This window comes from Campylobacter sp. B0100352/1 (genome assembly GCF_020135855.1).
Lineage (GTDB): Bacteria > Campylobacterota > Campylobacteria > Campylobacterales > Campylobacteraceae > Campylobacter_D > Campylobacter_D taeniopygiae.
In genome coordinates this window covers 1-16876 of record NZ_JACHTP010000028.1, presented here as the reverse complement: position 1 = coordinate 16876, position 16876 = coordinate 1, and the positions used below count along the sequence as shown (strand labels likewise).

The 16876-nt window shown below is 28.5% G+C and carries 19 protein-coding genes; 11 read left to right on the top strand and 8 right to left on the bottom strand.

The window, feature by feature from the left end:
* Positions 1-320 (top strand): flagellin (locus H2279_RS07715; protein ID WP_337196164.1); only part of this gene is annotated, 320 nt, incomplete at its 5' end.
* A 19-nt stretch (positions 321-339) separates the two neighbouring features.
* Here H2279_RS07715 and H2279_RS07710 read toward each other — a convergent pair.
* The 4 genes from H2279_RS07710 to pseI are packed head-to-tail and all read right to left on the bottom strand — an operon-like array spanning position 340 to position 7109.
* The gene (locus H2279_RS07710) at positions 340-2241 is read right to left on the bottom strand and encodes a motility associated factor glycosyltransferase family protein (protein WP_337196163.1); all 1902 of its coding nucleotides are present in this window, start codon (positions 2239-2241) and stop codon (positions 340-342) included.
* Positions 2231-4192, bottom strand: coding sequence for a motility associated factor glycosyltransferase family protein (locus tag H2279_RS07705; protein ID WP_337196162.1), 1962 nt, complete (start codon positions 4190-4192; stop codon positions 2231-2233). Before H2279_RS07705 ends, H2279_RS07710 begins: the two co-directional genes overlap by 11 nt.
* Before the next feature lie 16 nt (positions 4193-4208).
* Positions 4209-6065 (bottom strand): motility associated factor glycosyltransferase family protein, encoded by a 1857-nt coding sequence (locus tag H2279_RS07700; protein WP_337196161.1) that lies wholly within the window; start codon positions 6063-6065, stop codon positions 4209-4211.
* A gap of 12 nt (positions 6066-6077) precedes the next feature.
* Positions 6078-7109 carry a pseudaminic acid synthase gene (gene pseI / locus H2279_RS07695; RefSeq protein WP_337196160.1) on the bottom strand — a complete coding sequence of 344 codons (1032 nt, stop codon included), beginning with the start codon at positions 7107-7109 and terminating at the stop codon, positions 6078-6080.
* Between the two features lie 78 nt (positions 7110-7187).
* Between pseI and H2279_RS07690 the strand changes: the two genes are divergently transcribed.
* Genes H2279_RS07690 through H2279_RS07665 form a run of 6 tightly spaced genes read left to right on the top strand, consistent with a single transcriptional unit; the run spans position 7188 to position 10909 of the window.
* Positions 7188-8198 carry a DegT/DnrJ/EryC1/StrS family aminotransferase gene (locus H2279_RS07690; protein WP_337196159.1) on the top strand — a complete coding sequence of 337 codons (1011 nt, stop codon included), beginning with the start codon at positions 7188-7190 and terminating at the stop codon, positions 8196-8198.
* Between the two features lie 27 nt (positions 8199-8225).
* A complete protein-coding gene (locus tag H2279_RS07685) occupies positions 8226-8888 on the top strand; it encodes a class I SAM-dependent methyltransferase (protein WP_337196158.1) in 663 nt (220 codons plus the stop codon).
* Between the two features lie 41 nt (positions 8889-8929).
* Positions 8930-9079: a hypothetical protein gene (locus H2279_RS07680; protein WP_337196157.1), complete on the top strand. Its 150-nt coding sequence runs from the start codon at positions 8930-8932 to the stop codon at positions 9077-9079.
* Positions 9076-9591 carry a class I SAM-dependent methyltransferase gene (locus H2279_RS07675; RefSeq protein WP_337196156.1) on the top strand — a complete coding sequence of 172 codons (516 nt, stop codon included), beginning with the start codon at positions 9076-9078 and terminating at the stop codon, positions 9589-9591. The genes H2279_RS07680 and H2279_RS07675 overlap by 4 nt, the downstream gene beginning before the upstream one ends.
* A 3-nt stretch (positions 9592-9594) precedes the next feature.
* Positions 9595-10275: a CDP-alcohol phosphatidyltransferase family protein gene (locus tag H2279_RS07670; RefSeq protein WP_337196155.1), complete on the top strand. Its 681-nt coding sequence runs from the start codon at positions 9595-9597 to the stop codon at positions 10273-10275.
* Positions 10268-10909, top strand: coding sequence for a class I SAM-dependent methyltransferase (locus H2279_RS07665; protein ID WP_337196154.1), 642 nt, complete (start codon positions 10268-10270; stop codon positions 10907-10909). The genes H2279_RS07670 and H2279_RS07665 overlap by 8 nt, the downstream gene beginning before the upstream one ends.
* Here H2279_RS07665 and H2279_RS07660 read toward each other — a convergent pair.
* Positions 10881-12068: an ATP-grasp domain-containing protein gene (locus tag H2279_RS07660; protein WP_337196153.1), complete on the bottom strand. Its 1188-nt coding sequence runs from the start codon at positions 12066-12068 to the stop codon at positions 10881-10883. The genes H2279_RS07665 and H2279_RS07660 overlap by 29 nt on opposite strands.
* 95 nt (positions 12069-12163) lie before the next feature.
* Here H2279_RS07660 and pseA point away from each other — a divergent pair, with 95 nt between their 5' ends.
* From pseA to H2279_RS07645, 3 genes are read left to right on the top strand one after another with little or no spacing between them, the layout of a single operon-like run.
* The gene (pseA, locus tag H2279_RS07655; RefSeq protein ID WP_337196152.1) at positions 12164-13300 is read left to right on the top strand and encodes a pseudaminic acid biosynthesis protein PseA; all 1137 of its coding nucleotides are present in this window, start codon (positions 12164-12166) and stop codon (positions 13298-13300) included.
* On the top strand, positions 13297-13899 hold the full coding sequence (hisH, locus tag H2279_RS07650) for an imidazole glycerol phosphate synthase subunit HisH (RefSeq protein WP_337196151.1): 603 nt from the start codon (positions 13297-13299) through the stop codon (positions 13897-13899). The genes pseA and hisH overlap by 4 nt, the downstream gene beginning before the upstream one ends.
* A gap of 2 nt (positions 13900-13901) precedes the next feature.
* Entirely contained in the window at positions 13902-14648 is a 747-nt protein-coding gene (locus H2279_RS07645; protein ID WP_337196150.1) for a HisA/HisF-related TIM barrel protein, read from the top strand.
* A gap of 53 nt (positions 14649-14701) precedes the next feature.
* Here H2279_RS07645 and pseH read toward each other — a convergent pair whose 3' ends face one another.
* The 3 genes from pseH to pseF are packed head-to-tail and all read right to left on the bottom strand — an operon-like array spanning position 14702 to position 16665.
* Complete coding sequence (gene pseH, locus H2279_RS07640; RefSeq protein WP_337196149.1) at positions 14702-15163, bottom strand: UDP-4-amino-4,6-dideoxy-N-acetyl-beta-L-altrosamine N-acetyltransferase; 462 nt, start codon at positions 15161-15163, stop codon at positions 14702-14704.
* The gene (gene pseG, locus H2279_RS07635) at positions 15156-15983 is read right to left on the bottom strand and encodes a UDP-2,4-diacetamido-2,4,6-trideoxy-beta-L-altropyranose hydrolase (RefSeq protein WP_337196148.1); all 828 of its coding nucleotides are present in this window, start codon (positions 15981-15983) and stop codon (positions 15156-15158) included. Before pseG ends, pseH begins: the two co-directional genes overlap by 8 nt.
* Positions 15967-16665 (bottom strand): pseudaminic acid cytidylyltransferase, encoded by a 699-nt coding sequence (gene pseF, locus H2279_RS07630; RefSeq protein ID WP_337196147.1) that lies wholly within the window; start codon positions 16663-16665, stop codon positions 15967-15969. Before pseF ends, pseG begins: the two co-directional genes overlap by 17 nt.
* Before the next feature lie 77 nt (positions 16666-16742).
* Here pseF and H2279_RS07625 point away from each other — a divergent pair.
* On the top strand, positions 16743-16876 hold a 134-nt coding region (locus tag H2279_RS07625), incomplete at its 3' end, for a DUF2920 family protein (protein WP_337196165.1).

Here is a 16876-nt window from a genome sequence, read left to right as displayed (position 1 = left end):
CAGGAACTACTGAGAAAAATGCAGGTGTAACTACACTTAAAGGGGCTATGGCGGTGATGGATATTGTTGAAACTGCTACGACAAATTTAGATCAAATCAGAGCAGATATAGGTTCAGTGCAAAATCAACTTCAAGTTACGATCAACAATATCACCGTAACTCAGGTCAATGTTAAAGCCGCTGAATCAACTATAAGAGATGTAGACTTTGCAGCTGAGAGTGCAAATTTCTCTAAGTATAACATCCTAGCTCAAAGTGGATCTTATGCGATGAGCCAAGCAAATGCTGTACAACAAAATGTTTTGAAACTTTTACAATAATGAGGATAATTATCCTCATTTATATCAATTTTCTTTTTTCCAATTCATCTTGTAAAGGTATGATAGCTCTTTTTAAGATCATATTTTGAGTGCTTACAAGCTCATAAATACTTTCGATTAGAGATTCATGGGCATAAAGCCAAGCAAAAAGTTTGTTTTGTCTTTCGCTTTCATTTTTAATTTTTTGAGTATATAAAGGAGCCAATAAACTTTCTTCATGATATAAAGTAGGCCCTAAAATTTCATTTAAAAAGTTATAACGTTTTAATTCCATACGAGTTTTTAATTTGTCTAGATTTTGATTAATTTGCTCAAGCGTTAGCTTTTTCTTTCCATTTCTTAAAGAGATTAATTGATTTTTGATTTTTTTACACTCTTTTAAAAATGTTTCAGTTAAATTTAATTGTTTTTTAATTTTTTGATAAGCTTTAAGCATGAGTTCATTTCTTTGATTTTTTGGAAGTTTAGGAATTTTTGTAAAAGGTTTTTTTAGATCTTTTTTAAGTAAAGTTTCACAAATTTCTTTAAAGGGTTTTTCTATAGTGCCTTCTATTCTAGCTCCACCTTCGGTTGAATTATAAGTTTTTATATTTATTTTGTTATTTAAAAATATAAAATTTTCAAATATTTCTCTAAAAATATTCCAAATTGCAGAACTTTGAACGATTCCATCTCCCCCGTAAGCTATAGTAGTATGCTTATTAAAATCTCTTTGATAATGTCCTTCATGAAAATTTTCATATAAGAAATTTTTTGCATGAGAATTTCCATTTTTGCCATAAGCCAAATCTTGTCCTATAAAAACAATATTTTTATAGTTTAAATTGACGGCTAGTTCGTAATTCATGTGAGCCACACTTAAACCACAACTTAAATAGCCAAATTCATTAAGCTCTATAGAGGTGGCAAAAGGTAGAGGTCTAGTAGCTAAGATATAATCTCTTTTGTTTTTTTCAAGGTAAGCTATAGTATTTTTATGTATCAAAGAAGCTATAACAAAAGTAATTCCGTGATCAAATTCTTTAAAATCATTGTTGAAACATTCTGCCGTGTAGTGATCTCTTTCCATCATGCAAACATAATCAGGTTTTATATTATGTTTTGCTAGTATCGCATAAGCACTATCGGCGCAAAAAATTGTAGCTTTATTTGCATATTTTTTAAGCAAAGGAAGTTGTTTTTCAAGGCTAGGTCCTGTTGAAACGATGATAGCTACGTTTTCATCTTTAGTATTTTTTCTTTTTTCGAGCAAAGTATGATAACTTGGATGATTGATCATTTTTGGGATATTATAAGTAAATTGCTCTATACCTTGCATAGCATCTTTTGGATCATTACCTCTTCTAAGGCTGATGTTTCTAATAGCTTTTGAATTTAAAGTATTAATTCTTAGCATATCTTCTTCGTAGCTTTTATAAAAATCAGAGTGCAAATGTAAATTATAAGTTTTAAAAAATTGATTGATTTCTTTTAAAGAAAATATTCTATCAGCTTTGGTATAGTTTATATGAGGGGTGTAGATTAATATTAATCTACCTTTTGTTAATTCTTCACTAAAATCAAGTAAATTAAGAACAATAAATATAATTTCTATTTCTTTTTCAAAAATAACAATTCTTTTATGATTTGTATTTTGAAGTAAAGCTTTATATAAAATCCCATTTCCTAAACCGTAAAAAAATAAAGCTGGATATCTTTCGTATTCTTTAAAAAACTCAATTTTTTCTTCTAATTCTTTTACAGGATTTTTATAGATTGTTTTTAAATTTCTTTTTTTGATAATATTGATATCTAAATTATCTTTGCCCAAGGTATAAGAAAATTCCCTAAGCTCTTTGATTTTTTTTAATTCTTCCTTAAGTTCTTTGTATTCTTGATCATTCATATTTTTTAAATTTTTATTGAAAATTTCATTTTGCATTTTTTACCTTCTCTTTCCATTTTTCTAAATTTCTTTGATCTAATTCATCTTCTAAAGGAGTAATATTTTCTATTAAAGCTTTTTCTTGAGCTTCAATATGAGCATAAACTATTTTAAAAAATTCTATATGTTCTTTTACCCATAATAAAGATTTATTATAGGAATCTTCCAAAGTTTTTGGGTTTAAAACATAAATTCTAGCTAAATTAAGCTCAAATTGAGTTTGTAATGAACCTAAAATTTCATAAAGATCCAACATGTCTTTTTTATTTTCAAATTTGACTTTGATTTTATCAATTTCTTGAATGAGGTAATTGAGAACTTCTTTACCTTCATTTAAATTTGCAATATAATTAAGATTTGAAAAACTTTCCAAGATGTGACTATAAGATTTTGAAAGTTCTTCTTTAAAGTTTTTACAATGTTTTATGCTTTTATAAATTTTATAGTAACATTTTAGCAATAGTTCATTTTGTTTATCTTGGTTTAAATTTTCCACTTCAGGAAAAGGCTTTTTTAAATCTTCTTTTAATAAAGTTTCACAAACTTCTTTAAAAGGTTTTTCTATAGCTCCTTCTATCCTAGCTCCGCCTTCGGTACAGTTATAGGTGGTAAAAAGTTTTAATTCATTGGCTTCAAAAATATATCTTTCTAGAACATATCTAAATAAATTCCATGTTTCTTTAGTATAAACTAATTTTTTCCCTCCATAAGCTATGGTTTGTAAATGATAGGAAATTTTATCTTTATCAACAGCATCATAGCTTCCAAAAATATGTTCACTAGGATGTGAACTTCCATCTTCAGCATAAGCTAAATCTTGTCCTATAAGGATGATATTTTTATGTCTTAAAAGCCCAGCTAAACCATAAGCTATATTTGCCACGCTATGACCACCACTTAATTCTCCGAATTGTTTAAGTTGTAGATATTTTATAATTCCATTACCCCTATAAGATAGTAGAAATTTTCTATTATTTTTTTTTAAATTTTCAATAGTTTGAGGATGAGTTAAATGTGTTGTGATAAATAAAATATCTTTATCAAATTCTCCAAAGTTATTATCAAAAAATCTAGAAGTTGAAAAAATTCTTTCTAAAGATAAAACATAATCAGGCTTGATATTATGTTTTGCTAGGATAGGATACGCACTATCTGCTACTATAATAGTAGCTTTATTTGCATATTTTTTAAGAGTGTCAAGTTGCTTAGTAAGGCTAGGTCCTGTTGAAACGATAATAGCTGTATCGCTAATACCTACTCTTTTTTTAAGTAAATTTTGATAAGGTATATTGGTTAACATATTTGGGAGATTATAAATAAATTGTTCTATACCTTTTAAAATATCTTGCGAGTCATTGCCTCTTGCAAGAATCGCATCTTTGAAATTTTTTGAAAAATTATTGTTCAATTGTAGGATATCTTCTTGATCTTTTTCATAATAATCGCTACTAAGTTCTAAAAAATAAGTTCTAGAAAATTTAAAAAAAACATTACCTGAACATAGATCATAATAATTTTGAAGTGTTAGAGTGCTAATGTCAAATAATAAAATTTTATTTTGGATCAATTCTTGTGAGAAATCCAAAAGATGAAACATGATTTTAATGATCTCTAATTCTTTTTCAAAGACAACTAAATGTTCACAATGTTTATTTTTTAAAAGAGCTTTAAATAAAATTCCATTTCCAAAACCATAAAAATAAAGCACAGGATATAAAAGATATTTTTCATTATAGATTTTTAGCATCGTATCTAATTCTTTGATAGCATCTTTATAAAGCAAAGTGCCATCTCTTGTATCTTTAAGATTGATATCTAAGCTATCCTTGCCTAAAATAAGTTCATAATGAGTGATTGTAAGTTCTTTTAGTTTTTCTTTTAAATCAGGATTATTTAGCGAATCTAGATTTTTATTAAAAAGTGCAATTTGATTTTTATTAAATTTCATAAATCCTCCATATTATTTATGAAATATCGTCATTTTTGTATTTTTCTAAAGCTTCATTGATGGTTTTATTTTGAGTATTTAAGTATTCTAAAGCTTGTAACCACCATGCTTTTTGGGTGATTAAAAATTCTTTGATTTTTTCTTTTTGATCATTTTCATTTAAAACTTCATAGCGCAAAATTTCACATTCATTATGATAATAAATGGCTTGAGTAAGCTCATTAAATAATTTTAATTTTTTAAATTCGCTAAAAAATTTTAAAAGATTTTTTTTGATTTTTTCTAAAGTTGATAAATTAAGTTTAGATCTATTGAGTTCAAAATCAAGTTTTTTAAGTTCATTTTGACATTTTTTGATAAATTCTTCACTTTGTTTGACATTTTTAGTAAGAAGTTTTTGGGTTTGTAAAAATTTATTTTTTATTTCATTTGTTTCTAAATTTTTAGGTAACTCAAAAGGTTTTTTTAAATTTTCTTTAAGCAGTGTTTCACAAATTTCTTTAAAAGGTTTTTCTATAGTTCCTTCTATCCTAGCTCCACCTTCGGTACAATTGTAGGTATTGATCTGTAATTTTTCTTTTGCCCAAAAAATATCTTTTTCATAAGCTTGACGAAATAAATTCCAAGTCAGTTGTGTTCTTACTTGTTTTTCACCACCATAAGCAAGGGTATAAACTTCCCCGCGTATTTTCTCCCCCTCATTTCCATAGATATGCTCACTTGGATGAGAGCTTCCATCTTCAGCATAAGCTAGATCTTGTCCTATTAAAATAATATTTTCATGTCTTAAGCTAGCAGCTAATTCATAGGCCATATTTGCAACACTTGCTCCAACACCTATATAACCAAATTCTTTAAGATTTAAAGAAACGGAAAAATGTAAAGGGCGATGAACAAGCATATATTTTCTAGAATTTCTTTCAAGAAAATGAATGACTTCTTGATGGACAACAGAACTTATGATAAATAAAATTCCTTGATCAAATTCTTTAAAATCATTATCAAAACATTTTGAAACTACATCATCTCTTTCTAACATACAAACATAATCAGGTTTGATATCATACTTTGCCAAGATAGGATACGCACTATCTGCACAAAAAATCGTAGCCTTATTTGCATATTTTTTTAATAAAGGCAATTGCTTGATAAGACTAGGACCCGTTGAAACGATGATAGCATTTTTTACTTTATTTTTTCTTTCTTTTAAAAAATTTTGAAAAACCCCATGGCTTAAAAGTTTAGGAAGATTGTTTAATACGTGTTTAATCCCTATGATAGAATCATGTGGATCATTTCCTTTAGCTAAAACAATAAAGCGAATATTTTCGATCAAAATTTGATTTAGATTTTGTATTTGCCTGGCGTAAAATTTAAGATAAAAATCACTATGAATAAAAAGATTAAAAATTTTGACACTTTTTTGAATGCTTTCATACATAAAAAGAGTAACAAGTTGTGCAGTGGTAATGCTTGGAGTATGAAAGAGTATGAGTTTTTCACTTCTTAATTCTTTGGTAAAATCAGTAAAATAAAAAGCTAAGGCTAAAATTTCAAGCTCATCTTCAAAAACGATGATATGCTTATGATTTTTATTTTCGCATAAGGCTTTATAAAGTTTGCCATTTCCAAAACCATAAAAAAACAAAACTGGATATTTAAAGTATTGATTTTTATAAAGATTTAAATTTTCTATAAAGTCTTTTTTGGGATTTTCATAAATTTTTTCTAAATTGTTTGTAAAATTAATACCATCTTCATTGATCTTGGCTTGGAAATTTTCAAATTTTTGTAAAGCTCTTAGTTTATAAGCTAAAATTTGATCCACTTCAAAAAGCGCTTGAGTATTTTTTAAAAAAAGTTCTTTATCCAATAATTTTGCCTTTTATTTAAAATCTTTTTCTTTTAAAGCTTCACCAAATTCGATATTTCTTGTAGCTTTTTTGCCTAAAATTTCTTGATAAAATTTAGGATGGAGTCCAAAAGAAGGACGCACAGATTTTACATTTTCTTCGCTAAAAATTTCACCTTTTTTGATATCTTTGCTTGCATATAAACTTCTTGCAAAAGTGCGATTTTTTAAAGTTTTTTCATTAAGTTCTAAAGAGCCATCTCCTAAAGCACTTTCAGCTTCTCTTACGGCCTCAACCATGGCTTTAAATTCATCAAAATCAAGGCTAAATTTAGCATCTTCACTTTCTAAATTTTTATCAATCATAAAATGTTTTTCGATTACTCTAGCTCCAAGTGCTACAGCCATAACCGGAGCTAAATGCCCAAAACTATGATCGCTTAGTCCCACTTCTACACCAAATTTTTCTTTTAAGCTTGAAATAGCTTTTAAATTCATATCACTGATTTTTGCAGGATAAGCTGAAGTGCATTTTAAAAATATCAATTGTGGATTTTTTTCTTCTTTGAAAATTTCACAAATTCTAAAAAGCTCTTCTTTGTTTGCAATGCCCGTAGAAACGATCGTGGTTTTGTTTTCTTTAGCTATATAGCGGATCAATTCTTCATCGTTGGCTTCAAATGAGGCGATTTTGTAAGCTATAGGATCAAATTGTTTTAAGAAATCCACATCTTTTTTTGCAAAAGGACTTGAAAAGCAGAGTATGCCTTCATCTTTGGCGGTTTGAAAAATTTGTTCATGCCACTCATAAGGGGTTTTAGCGCTTTCATAAAGTTCATAAAGTCTGCGTTTATCCCAAAGTCCGCCTTTGATGATAAAATCTTCTTTGTCGCTATCAAGCGTGAGGCTATCTGGGGTGTAGGTTTGAATTTTTATCGCATCCGCTCCGGCTTTTTTAGCTGCTTTGATGCTTTTGAGTGCAAGATCTAAGCTTCCGGCATGATTTGCGCTTAATTCTGCTATGATAAATACTTTTTGATCTGTGTTAAAATTTCCTATTTGCATTTAAATTCCAAACTAATTTTTAAAATAATATCGGTAAAATTACTTTTATAAATTATAGCATAATTTAAGGAAAGAAAATTGAACAGCTTGGAAGAAAAAATTAGCAATCATTTTAATACTTTAGAAACTCTTTATACAGGCTCTGGAACAAGTGCTTTGTTTTTGATTTTTAAATATCTAAAATCAAAAAACAAAAACAAAGTTTTAATCCCTAGTTTGGTTTGTCCGCAAGTGGCTAGTGTGGCTTTAAAAGCAGGTGTTGAGGTGATTTTTGCAGATGTGAGTTTGGATGATTATACTCTTATCTTTGAGAGTTGTAAAAAAAATTATGATGAAAATCCTTATGATGCTTTAGTTTTAGTTCATCTTTACGGACATTTTTGTGATGAAAAAATTATTGATTTTTGTAAAGATAAGAATATATTTATCATCGAAGATTGTGCGCAAACTTATCAAATCAATCCAAAATGCGATTTAAGTATCCTAAGCTTTGGTCATACTAAATTTTTAGAAAATGAGTTATGGGGGGGGGCGATTTTAAGTTCTGAAATTTCTTTAAATGCTTTAAGGGAATTAAATGAAGAATTAAATCTAAAGGTAGATAAGCAAAAATTTGAAGAATATTGCTTGAAATATTATGCTTTAAATTCCAAAGATGAAAATTATTTTAAAAATCTTAAAAATTTGCTTTTAGATTATACCTTTGTTTTTGGAAGTAGTGATAATCCTTATTTAGAAGAAAAATTTTCTAAACTTGATGATATATGTGAAAAACGCAAAGAAAATATGCAAATTTATCAAAATTTTTTAAAACACGAACTCATTTTGCATCCAAAGTTTAATTTAAATTCTATATCTTGGCGTTACACCTTTAGATATTTAGGTGATAGAGAAAAATTGCTTGAAAATTTAAGAAAAAATGGGATTGATTGTTCTTCTTGGTATTTGCCATCACATTTGATTTTTGGAGGAAAAACTCAAAAAAATTCAGAAATTTTAAGTAAAGAACTTATTAATTTATGGTGTGATGAAAAAATAAGCCAAAATCAAATTAAAGATAATATAAAAGTAATTTTATCTTTGCTATAATTTTTGAAATTTTTACAAGGATTTAAAATGAATACTCAAGAAAAATGGCACGAAATGCATTCTCAAAAAAGACATCAACCACGCTATCCTGGTAGCGATTTGGTTGCTTTTGTTTTAAAAAATTTTAAGAAAAATGATCAAATTTTGGATCTAGGTTGCGGGGGGGGGCGACATGTAAAATTTTTATCCGAGAATAATTTTAATGTTTATGGAGTGGATTATTCTGCTAATGGTATTAAAGCAACGCAAGAATTGCTAGATTTGTATAAACTAAAAGCAGAATTAAAAATCGCAAGTGTTGATGATATCCCCTATGAGGATGAAAAATTTGATGGTGTGATTTGTTATGGTGTGCTTTTGTATAATTCTAAAGAAGTCATAGAAAAAGCAGCTAAAGAAATTTATAGGGTTTTAAAAAAGGATAGTATTGCTTATATAGTTCTTAGAAGCACAAAAGATTATCGTTATTTAAACAATAAAAAAATTTCAAAATATGAAGCATTGATCAAAGAGAACGGTATTCAAAGATCTGCTTTTGAAGAAAATGGAATGAAAATGTATTTTTTTGATAAAGATGAGATAAAAAGGGTGTTTAATATGTTTAAAATATGCGAAATTAATCATATGGAAATGTCTTTGGAAAATAATTCTATTTGTAATCATAGCTATATTATCGTTTTAAGGAAATGATATTTTGTTATAATTTTTGCAATTTTTTACAAGGACTTAAAATGAATACTCAAGAAAAATGGCACGAAATGCATTCTCAAAAAAGACATCAACCGCGCTATCCTGGCAGTGATTTGGTTGCTTTTGTTTTAAAAAATTTTAAGAAAAATGATCATATTTTAGATCTAGGTTGCGGGGGGGGCGACACGTGAAATTTTTAGCTGAGAATGGTTTTATCACTTACGGCGTGGATTATTCCGCTAATGGTATTAAAGCAACGCAAGAATTGCTAGATTTGTATAAACTAAAAGCAGAATTAAAAATCGCAAGTGTTGATGATATTCCTTATGAAGATGAAAAATTTGATGGTGTGATTTGTTATGGTGTGCTTTATTATAATTCTAAAGAAGTTATAGAAAAAGCGGCTAAAGAAATTTATAGGGTTTTAAAAAAAGATGGTATCGCTTATATGGTCGTAAGAAATACGAACGATTATCGTTATTTGAACAATGAAAAAATTTCAAAATATGAAGTGTTTATTGATGAAAAGGATATTTCAAAATCTGCTTCTAAAGAAAATGGGATGAAAATGTATTTTTTTGATAAAGATGAGGTAAGAAGAATATTTTGCGATTTTGGACAAATTGAAATCAATTCTATAAAAATAAGCTATGCTAATGATAGTTTTGCGGATGAAAATTTTTTAGTGATTTTAAGGAAGTAGTTGATGGATTTAGATGAAAAACTTAAAAAAAATGAAAGGTTGGAAAACAAGCGTTCATATTACATTAGTGAGTACATTATTCGTGTTTTAATCATACAAAAATTTATCCTTTTGCCATTAGCTGAAAAAACTAATATTAAACCCAATCAAGTTACTATTACTGCAGGTATTTTCGCTTTTTTATCTCTTGTGGCACTTTATAATCATTATGCAATTTTAGCTGGAATTTTATATCTTATCTATCATTTTTTAGACAATATCGATGGTATGCTTGCAAGGTATAAAAATTTATCCAGTAAATTGGGACATTTGTTAGATAATATAGTTGATATTTTATCTTTTAATGGAGCTTTTATAGTGGCGTATCTAGCTTATCAAGTTTCGATTTTTTCTATTTTTTTTGTGATTTTTGCTATGAATTTACACGCGGTAATTTGTTCCCAAATCATCGTTAAAAAGCTTAGAACTTTAAAGACAGTTAAAAGATATGGAGTGAAGAAATTTTTTCTTGATAGAGGATTTATTTTAGGGATTGATCCAACTTTGTTATCTATTTTGATTATTTTATCTTTTATTACTGAATGTTTTACTTTCTTTTTTTATTTGATTGGTTTAATATATTTATTTGATTTGCTTTATCGTAGTATAGAATTATACAGAAATTTAAAGGAGAATGATGTTTAGGGATACAAATTATTGGAGTGCCTTTTATGCTAAAAATCAAGAACCCTTCGAGCATTCTTTATTTGCTGCTTTTTGCTTGAAATATTTAAAAAAAGATTTTTCTATTTTAGAGCTCGGTTGCGGTAATGGTAGAGATGCTTTATTTTTTTCACAAAAAGGTTGTAAGGTTAAGGCTTTGGATTTATGTGAAGATGAAATCAGATTTTTAAATGAGAGCTATAAAAGTGAGAATTTAGAATTTTCTTGTGCTGATTTTTGCAATTTTTTAGACGATAAAAGATATGATGGAATCTATTCTCGTTTTACTTTGCATAGCATAAGAAAAGATCAGCAAGACAATCTTTTTAAAAATATCCCACAACTTTTAAAGAAAAAAGGAGTGCTTTGCATAGAAGTAAGAGGAAAGAAAAATTCTCTTTTTGGTAAGGGCAAGAGAGTAGCTAACGGCTTTGGAGGGGGGGGGGATTGTTTTATTTTTGAAGAGCACTTTCGTCGTTTTTTAGATTTTGATGAGCTAAAACAATGTGTAAAAGACCTTGGTTTAAAAATTTTATATGCGAAGGAAGATAGAGGTTTTGCACCCTTTAAAAATGAAAATGACTATTTTATACGCTTAATAGCCCAGAACAATTAATGTAAATTTCAGGATCCTCATCCTTTGAAATTTTCAAATAATAATAACCCTTAGAATCCATTAATGATGAAGAATAAGAAAACTCTTCATCATTTTTTACATAAATTCTTTCTTTAACTATCATTTGAGGTTTTAAAGCTTTTAATTTCTTATAAAACTCATAATCTTCTTTGGTAAAAATCATTTTAACCAGACAAAAATTTTCAGCTTTTGTATTTACTTTCTTTAATTCTTGTTTTAAAGAACTTTGAATTAAAAGTTGTAAATAATCAATGTCGTAAGAATGATACACTAATACATCACGCCAACCTCCGACACGGGTTGCGATTTCTATAAGTGAGACTTTATATTCTTTTTTATTGTTGCAAAATAAATTTTCAAGCTTTATCTCTATATGTGAAGCTCCAAATTGAATTTTAAAAGCATCCAATGTATGTATAATTGTTCTTGTAATAGCTTGATTTTCTTCTTTGGAAATTCTAGCAGGAACTAAATGTTGCGTCTCTAAAAAGTCATCTGCAAATTCACCCTCTCTTAAATATTCTTCCGTGATAGCTACGATTTGGTGTTTACCATGAGAGCTTATCGTTTCTACGCTAAATTGTCTTCCTTTTAGAACTTCTTCAGCTAAAACGATTTTATTGTAAGATAGATCTTTAGCTTCATGATAACGCTTTTTTAAATTCTCTTTATCAAATACTTTTACAACTCCTCTTCCAGCACTTCTATCACTTGGTTTTATAATAATAGGAAATTGAGTAATTTGCTCTAAATCTTTTTCATCTTTGAGTATAAAATATTTAGCATGATTGATATTATATTTTTCAAACACTTTTTTCATTAAGCTTTTATCGGTAGTATTTTTAGCACATTCGTAAGAATTAGTTCCAAGATTGAGTTTTTCTCCGATATAACATGCTGTTAAATTTCCAAGTTCTGTAGCAGCAGTAGCAACGCCTACTATATTAAATTTTATAGCTAATTCTAGAATTTTTTCTTTATCTGCAATAGAAATAGGGTGAAAATAATTTGCTAAGTCTTTACAAAAACAATTTTCATTATAATCAAAAACATGGGCGATGAAATCTTTTTTTACGCTTAGAACTAAATCTGCTTGTAAATCACCACCACCGATAATAAAAAAATGTTTGTTTTTCATAGATTCTCTATAAGATATTTTATTTTAATTATAGCAAAATATTAATAAAATAAAAATATAGACGATATTTTTGAAATATTTTTTTAAGGAAAGTGATGAAATTTTGTAAAAAATGTGTGATGCCAGATACTAAACCTGATTTACATTTTGATGAAGAAGGGGTTTGCGATGCTTGTCGTTCTCAGGAAAGTAAAAATGAAGAAATTAATTGGCAAGAAAGAGAAAAAGAATTTTTAGAACTCATTAAAAAATATAAAAGACATCCTATTTATGATTGTGTAATAGGAGTTAGCGGGGGTAAAGACTCTACTTTTCAAGTGATTAAGATGCTTGAGTTCGGACTTAACCCTTTGTGTGTTTGTTTTGAGCCAAGCGTTCCTACTAAAATAGGGCGTAAAAATTTAAAAAATCTTAATAATTTAGGTGTTGATCTTATCCATATTAAAAGAAATCCAAAAATTTATAAAAAGCTTGCAAGAGAGGCTTTTGTAAGAACGGGAGATAATGAATGGCAAAACCATTTGGGAATTTTTACTTCTGTGCCGAGAATTGCTGTAAATTTTGATATTCCTTTGATTATATGGGGGGAAAGTCCGCAAATCGAATACGGTGGCCCTGCAAGCTCTAAAGATAAAAATATCTTAGGAAGAGAATGGCTTGAGGAGTTTGGAGGACTTTTAGGCAATCGAATTGCCGATATGATAGGAGTGGATGGTATAAAGGAAAAAGATTTATATTTTTACACTTATCCAAGTGATGAAGAACTTAAAAGAGTTGGTGTTACAGGACTATTCTTAGGATATTATTTTAAATGGGATTATAAAAATAATCTTGCAATTTCTCAAAAAAATGGCTTTAGAATAAGCATTAAGCCGGTTGAAACCACTTATGAAAATTTTGAAAATTTGGATTGTTATTCTAATCACGTGCATGATTATTTAAAATACTGTAAATATGGCTTTGGAAGAGCAACGGATAATGCGTGTTTGGATATTCGCTTAGGGTATATTACCAGAGAAGAGGGAGTAAGACTTGTGCAAAAATACGATGGAAAACCACCTAAAAAAGCCATTAAAAAATACCTAGAATTTAGCGGCTTTAGTGAAGAAGAATTTCAAAAAATTGTAGATTCTTTTACCAATAAAAAAATTTTTAAACGCAATGAAAAGGGTGAGTTTTTAAGGGATTGCGATGGCTCTTTGATTAGAAAAGAAGAGTATGTTTTAAAATGATAGGTGTGATTGATTATAAGGCTGGAAATTTAAATTCAGTCTTAAAGGCTTTGGAAAAAATAGGAGCCAAAAGTTTTTTAATCCAAAAAAAAGAAGATTTTTCTAAGGCGCAAAAACTTGTTTTGCCAGGTGTTGGATCTTTTAAAGATGCGATGACGCATTTAGAAAAAATGGAACTTATAGAACCTTTAAAAGAAGAAGTTTTGCAAGTAAAAAAGCCTATCTTAGGAATTTGTCTTGGTATGCAACTTTTTTTAGAAAAAGGTTATGAGGGTGGAATTTGTAATGGTTTTGGTTTTTTAGAAGGTGAAGTTATTCCTTTTGAAAAAACTAATTTAAAAATTCCTCATATGGGATGGAATGATTTAGAAATTTTAAAGAACGAGCCTTTATATCAAGATATTCCCTTGAAAAATGATTTTTATTTTGTGCATTCTTTTTATGTTAAATGTGATGAAAAATTTATTAGCGCAAAAGCACAATATGGCTATAAATTTACAGCTAGCATCCAAAAGGATAATATTTTTGGAGTGCAGTTTCATCCTGAAAAAAGTCAAAATTTGGGCTTAAAACTTTTAGAGAATTTTACAAGGCTTTAAAAATGTTAAAAACTAGAATTATTCCTTGTGTATTGCTAAAAAATGCACAACTAGTGAAAAGTATAGGATTTAAAGATTTTCGCACTATTGGTCATCTAATTCCAACGATGCGAATTTATAATGCACGCAATGTTGATGAGCTGATTATTTTAGATATTGACGCTTCTAAAAATGGACAAATAGATTTTGAAAGCTTAGAAGATCTCGCTAAAGAATGTTTTATGCCTTTAACAATAGGAGGTGGGATTAAAACTCTTGAAAATATACAAGATATTTTAAATCTTGGAGCGGATAAAATCGCTATTAATTCTAAAGCTTTAGAGGATCCTAGTTTTATCACTAAAGCGGCTAATCGTTTTGGATCGCAATGTATCGTTTGCTCTATCGATGTTAAAAGAAAAGACGGTCAGTTTTTTGTTTATAGTAAAGAAAAATTATTAGACATTAATCCTTTAGAACTTGCTTTAGAATATGAAAGACAAGGTGCAGGTGAGATTTTACTTACTTCGGTAGATTTTGAAGGAAAGGCTCAAGGGTATGATTTAGAACTTTTAAATCTTTTTAAAGACAAACTCAAAATGCCACTTATTATCAATGGAGGATTAGGAAAACCAAGTGATGCAAGTAAAGCCTTAAATATGGGTGCAGATGCTCTAGCAGGCGCTTATATCTTTCACTTTTCTCAATATACTCCAAAAGATATTAAAGAGGAATTGGCTAGACAAGGTTTTGCTGTAAGGAGTGCTTAAAAATTTAAATGAAATTTTTATCCTTAAGGGTGTATTTATAATACATTCTATCTCTAATAATTGAGAGAATTATTTAATTTTATATATATTGTTTCTTTATTTTCTTTTTCAATTTCAAAATCATTTTTAAGATAAAGTTTTAAAGCCTTGTCATTGTTTTTAAAGACGTACGCTTTTAGTGTTTTTACTTTTAGAATTTCAAAGGCATATTTTTTAACTTCATCCATTAAAATTTGCCCTACGCCTTTTAAATTAGGCTTTGCATAAAGCCCGAAATAACAACTTTCTTTTTTGATATTTACAAGATCGATCACACCTATAGCCTCTTTATCTTTAAACACTAAAAAATATTTTTTACTCTTATCTTGTTTTAAACTATAGATAAAATTCTTATGTTCTTTAATATCAAAGTTTTTAGTGTGCATAAATTCATTAACTTTTTTATCGTTTCTCCATTGCCAAACTAGGGTGATTTCTTGCTCGTTAAGCTCTATGAAATTTTTTAACTCAATCAAATTTATACTCCACCTCATAACCTTTTTTAGCGAGCCAATCAGCTGTTGGCCTTTGATTTTCAACATAGCAAATAGCTTTAAATTTAGCCTTTAAAAGTAATGCTTCATTGATTAAAGAGCTTGCACTGATGATGAGTTTTTCACTTTCGTTCATCAGTTTAGCGATATTGTCACAATCGATAAAAAGCTTTATATTGGGATTTTCTTTGGCTAAAATTTTAAGTTTTTTAAGGTTTTTATTTGAAGAGCTTGTGGCGATGGCTATTTTTTTATTGCTTGGAAGATCGCTTGCGATTTTTAAAGAAAGATTTTTTATATCTGTTCCACCTAAACAAATGAAAAAATCCCATACTTTCTCTCTTTTTTCCTTAGCTTCGATATAAAACTCATCCCTAATTAAAGCGTAGGAAAATCCGCATCTAAGCTCACACTTAAAAGGAACCAAGCCTTCATAATCACTCGCTTTTGCACAGGCATTGACATTGAGTAAAATATCGCAATGATGAGGATTTATGGTGTCATCAAAGCTTAAAATTTTAATTCCAGTTTCGAGTTTGATCAATTTTTCATCATCAGCTGTAATTTCATAATGATCAATCACAAGCAAATCAAATTTATGCTCTTTAATAAGGTGGATAAGTTCATAAATACTAGCACTTTGCAATTCAAAAACAGGATAAAGAATTTCATCGATCAAAGAGCCCTCTAAAGGCAAACAAGCAAAGCTTACATCTTCGTATTGTTTTGCTAAAACTAGATCGCGCTTGATATGCCCAAAGCCTATTTGAGTTGAACTATCACTTCTAAATAAAACTTTCATAATTTACCCTATAAAGTATCTTTGCAAATTCCAAATCTTGAGGCGTATCAATATCGCAAACCAAATTTCTTGGTAATAAAAATACACTAGAATGTGGTCTAAACATAAAATCATTTTCAAGCCAAGCTTTGCTAGTACCAAAATAAAAAGCTCCCGCATCATGGTAAGCTTTAGTAAGATCTTGAGAGCGGCTTTGGTAGTATTTTTCATCAAACATATAAACTTGTTTTTTTTCATCCAAATAAAAAGCTCTTTGTATAGGATAGTCAAATTCACAAGCGCTAAATAAAAATTGGCTTTTATTTTGTATAAAATTTTCAAAGGCTTGTTTTAAGATATCAGCGCTGATAAGCGGTGCTGTAGCATAAAGACAACAGACATGATCATAATTTTGCCCTTGTTTTTGCAAAATTTGTATCACATCTTGTATCACAGCAGTGCTTGAAGCATAATCATCGCTTAAATGAGCGGATCTTTTAAAGGGTATTTTTGAGCCAAATTTTAAAGCTGTTTCGATAATCTCTTCATCATCACTTGAAACGATAACTTCATCAAAAATTTGCGAATTTAAAGCACTTTCTATACTATAAGAGATCAAAGGTTTTCCTAAAAAATCTATGATATTTTTTCTAGGAATTCTTTTTGACCCTCCGCGTGCAGGTATAATGCAAAGATTTTTCATATTTTACTACTTTTATTTTTTGTTTTATTTTACCAAATTTTAAGTATAATCATCTTTAAAATATCGAAAGGTTATCAATGCTTGTCAATAAAACTTATGAAATTTCTTCTTGTGATGATGTAGAGCTTAATATTAAAAGAACTTCAAAACTAGAATATCGCATAACTTATGATGATGAAAAAGAAATGAGAGCTATAGTTTTTATTGCGTA

What these genes read in the sequence shown, in the direction of transcription:
- H2279_RS07645 (WP_337196150.1), top strand. Translation starts at nt 13,902, where the DNA reads ATGTTAAAAACTAGAATTATTCCTTGTGTATTGCTAAAAAATGCACAA.
- H2279_RS07665 (WP_337196154.1), top strand. Translation starts at nt 10,268, where the DNA reads ATGTTTAGGGATACAAATTATTGGAGTGCCTTTTATGCTAAAAATCAA.
- H2279_RS07660 (WP_337196153.1), bottom strand. Translation starts at nt 12,068, where the DNA reads ATGAAAAACAAACATTTTTTTATTATCGGTGGTGGTGATTTACAAGCA.
- H2279_RS07705 (WP_337196162.1), bottom strand. Translation starts at nt 4,192, where the DNA reads ATGAAATTTAATAAAAATCAAATTGCACTTTTTAATAAAAATCTAGAT.
- pseI (WP_337196160.1), bottom strand. Translation starts at nt 7,109, where the DNA reads ATGCAAATAGGAAATTTTAACACAGATCAAAAAGTATTTATCATAGCA.
- H2279_RS07680 (WP_337196157.1), top strand. Translation starts at nt 8,930, where the DNA reads ATGAATACTCAAGAAAAATGGCACGAAATGCATTCTCAAAAAAGACAT.
- pseA (WP_337196152.1), top strand. Translation starts at nt 12,164, where the DNA reads ATGAAATTTTGTAAAAAATGTGTGATGCCAGATACTAAACCTGATTTA.
- H2279_RS07685 (WP_337196158.1), top strand. Translation starts at nt 8,226, where the DNA reads ATGAATACTCAAGAAAAATGGCACGAAATGCATTCTCAAAAAAGACAT.
- hisH (WP_337196151.1), top strand. Translation starts at nt 13,297, where the DNA reads ATGATAGGTGTGATTGATTATAAGGCTGGAAATTTAAATTCAGTCTTA.
- H2279_RS07710 (WP_337196163.1), bottom strand. Translation starts at nt 2,241, where the DNA reads ATGCAAAATGAAATTTTCAATAAAAATTTAAAAAATATGAATGATCAA.
- pseG (WP_337196148.1), bottom strand. Translation starts at nt 15,983, where the DNA reads ATGAAAGTTTTATTTAGAAGTGATAGTTCAACTCAAATAGGCTTTGGG.
- H2279_RS07670 (WP_337196155.1), top strand. Translation starts at nt 9,595, where the DNA reads ATGGATTTAGATGAAAAACTTAAAAAAAATGAAAGGTTGGAAAACAAG.
- pseF (WP_337196147.1), bottom strand. Translation starts at nt 16,665, where the DNA reads ATGAAAAATCTTTGCATTATACCTGCACGCGGAGGGTCAAAAAGAATT.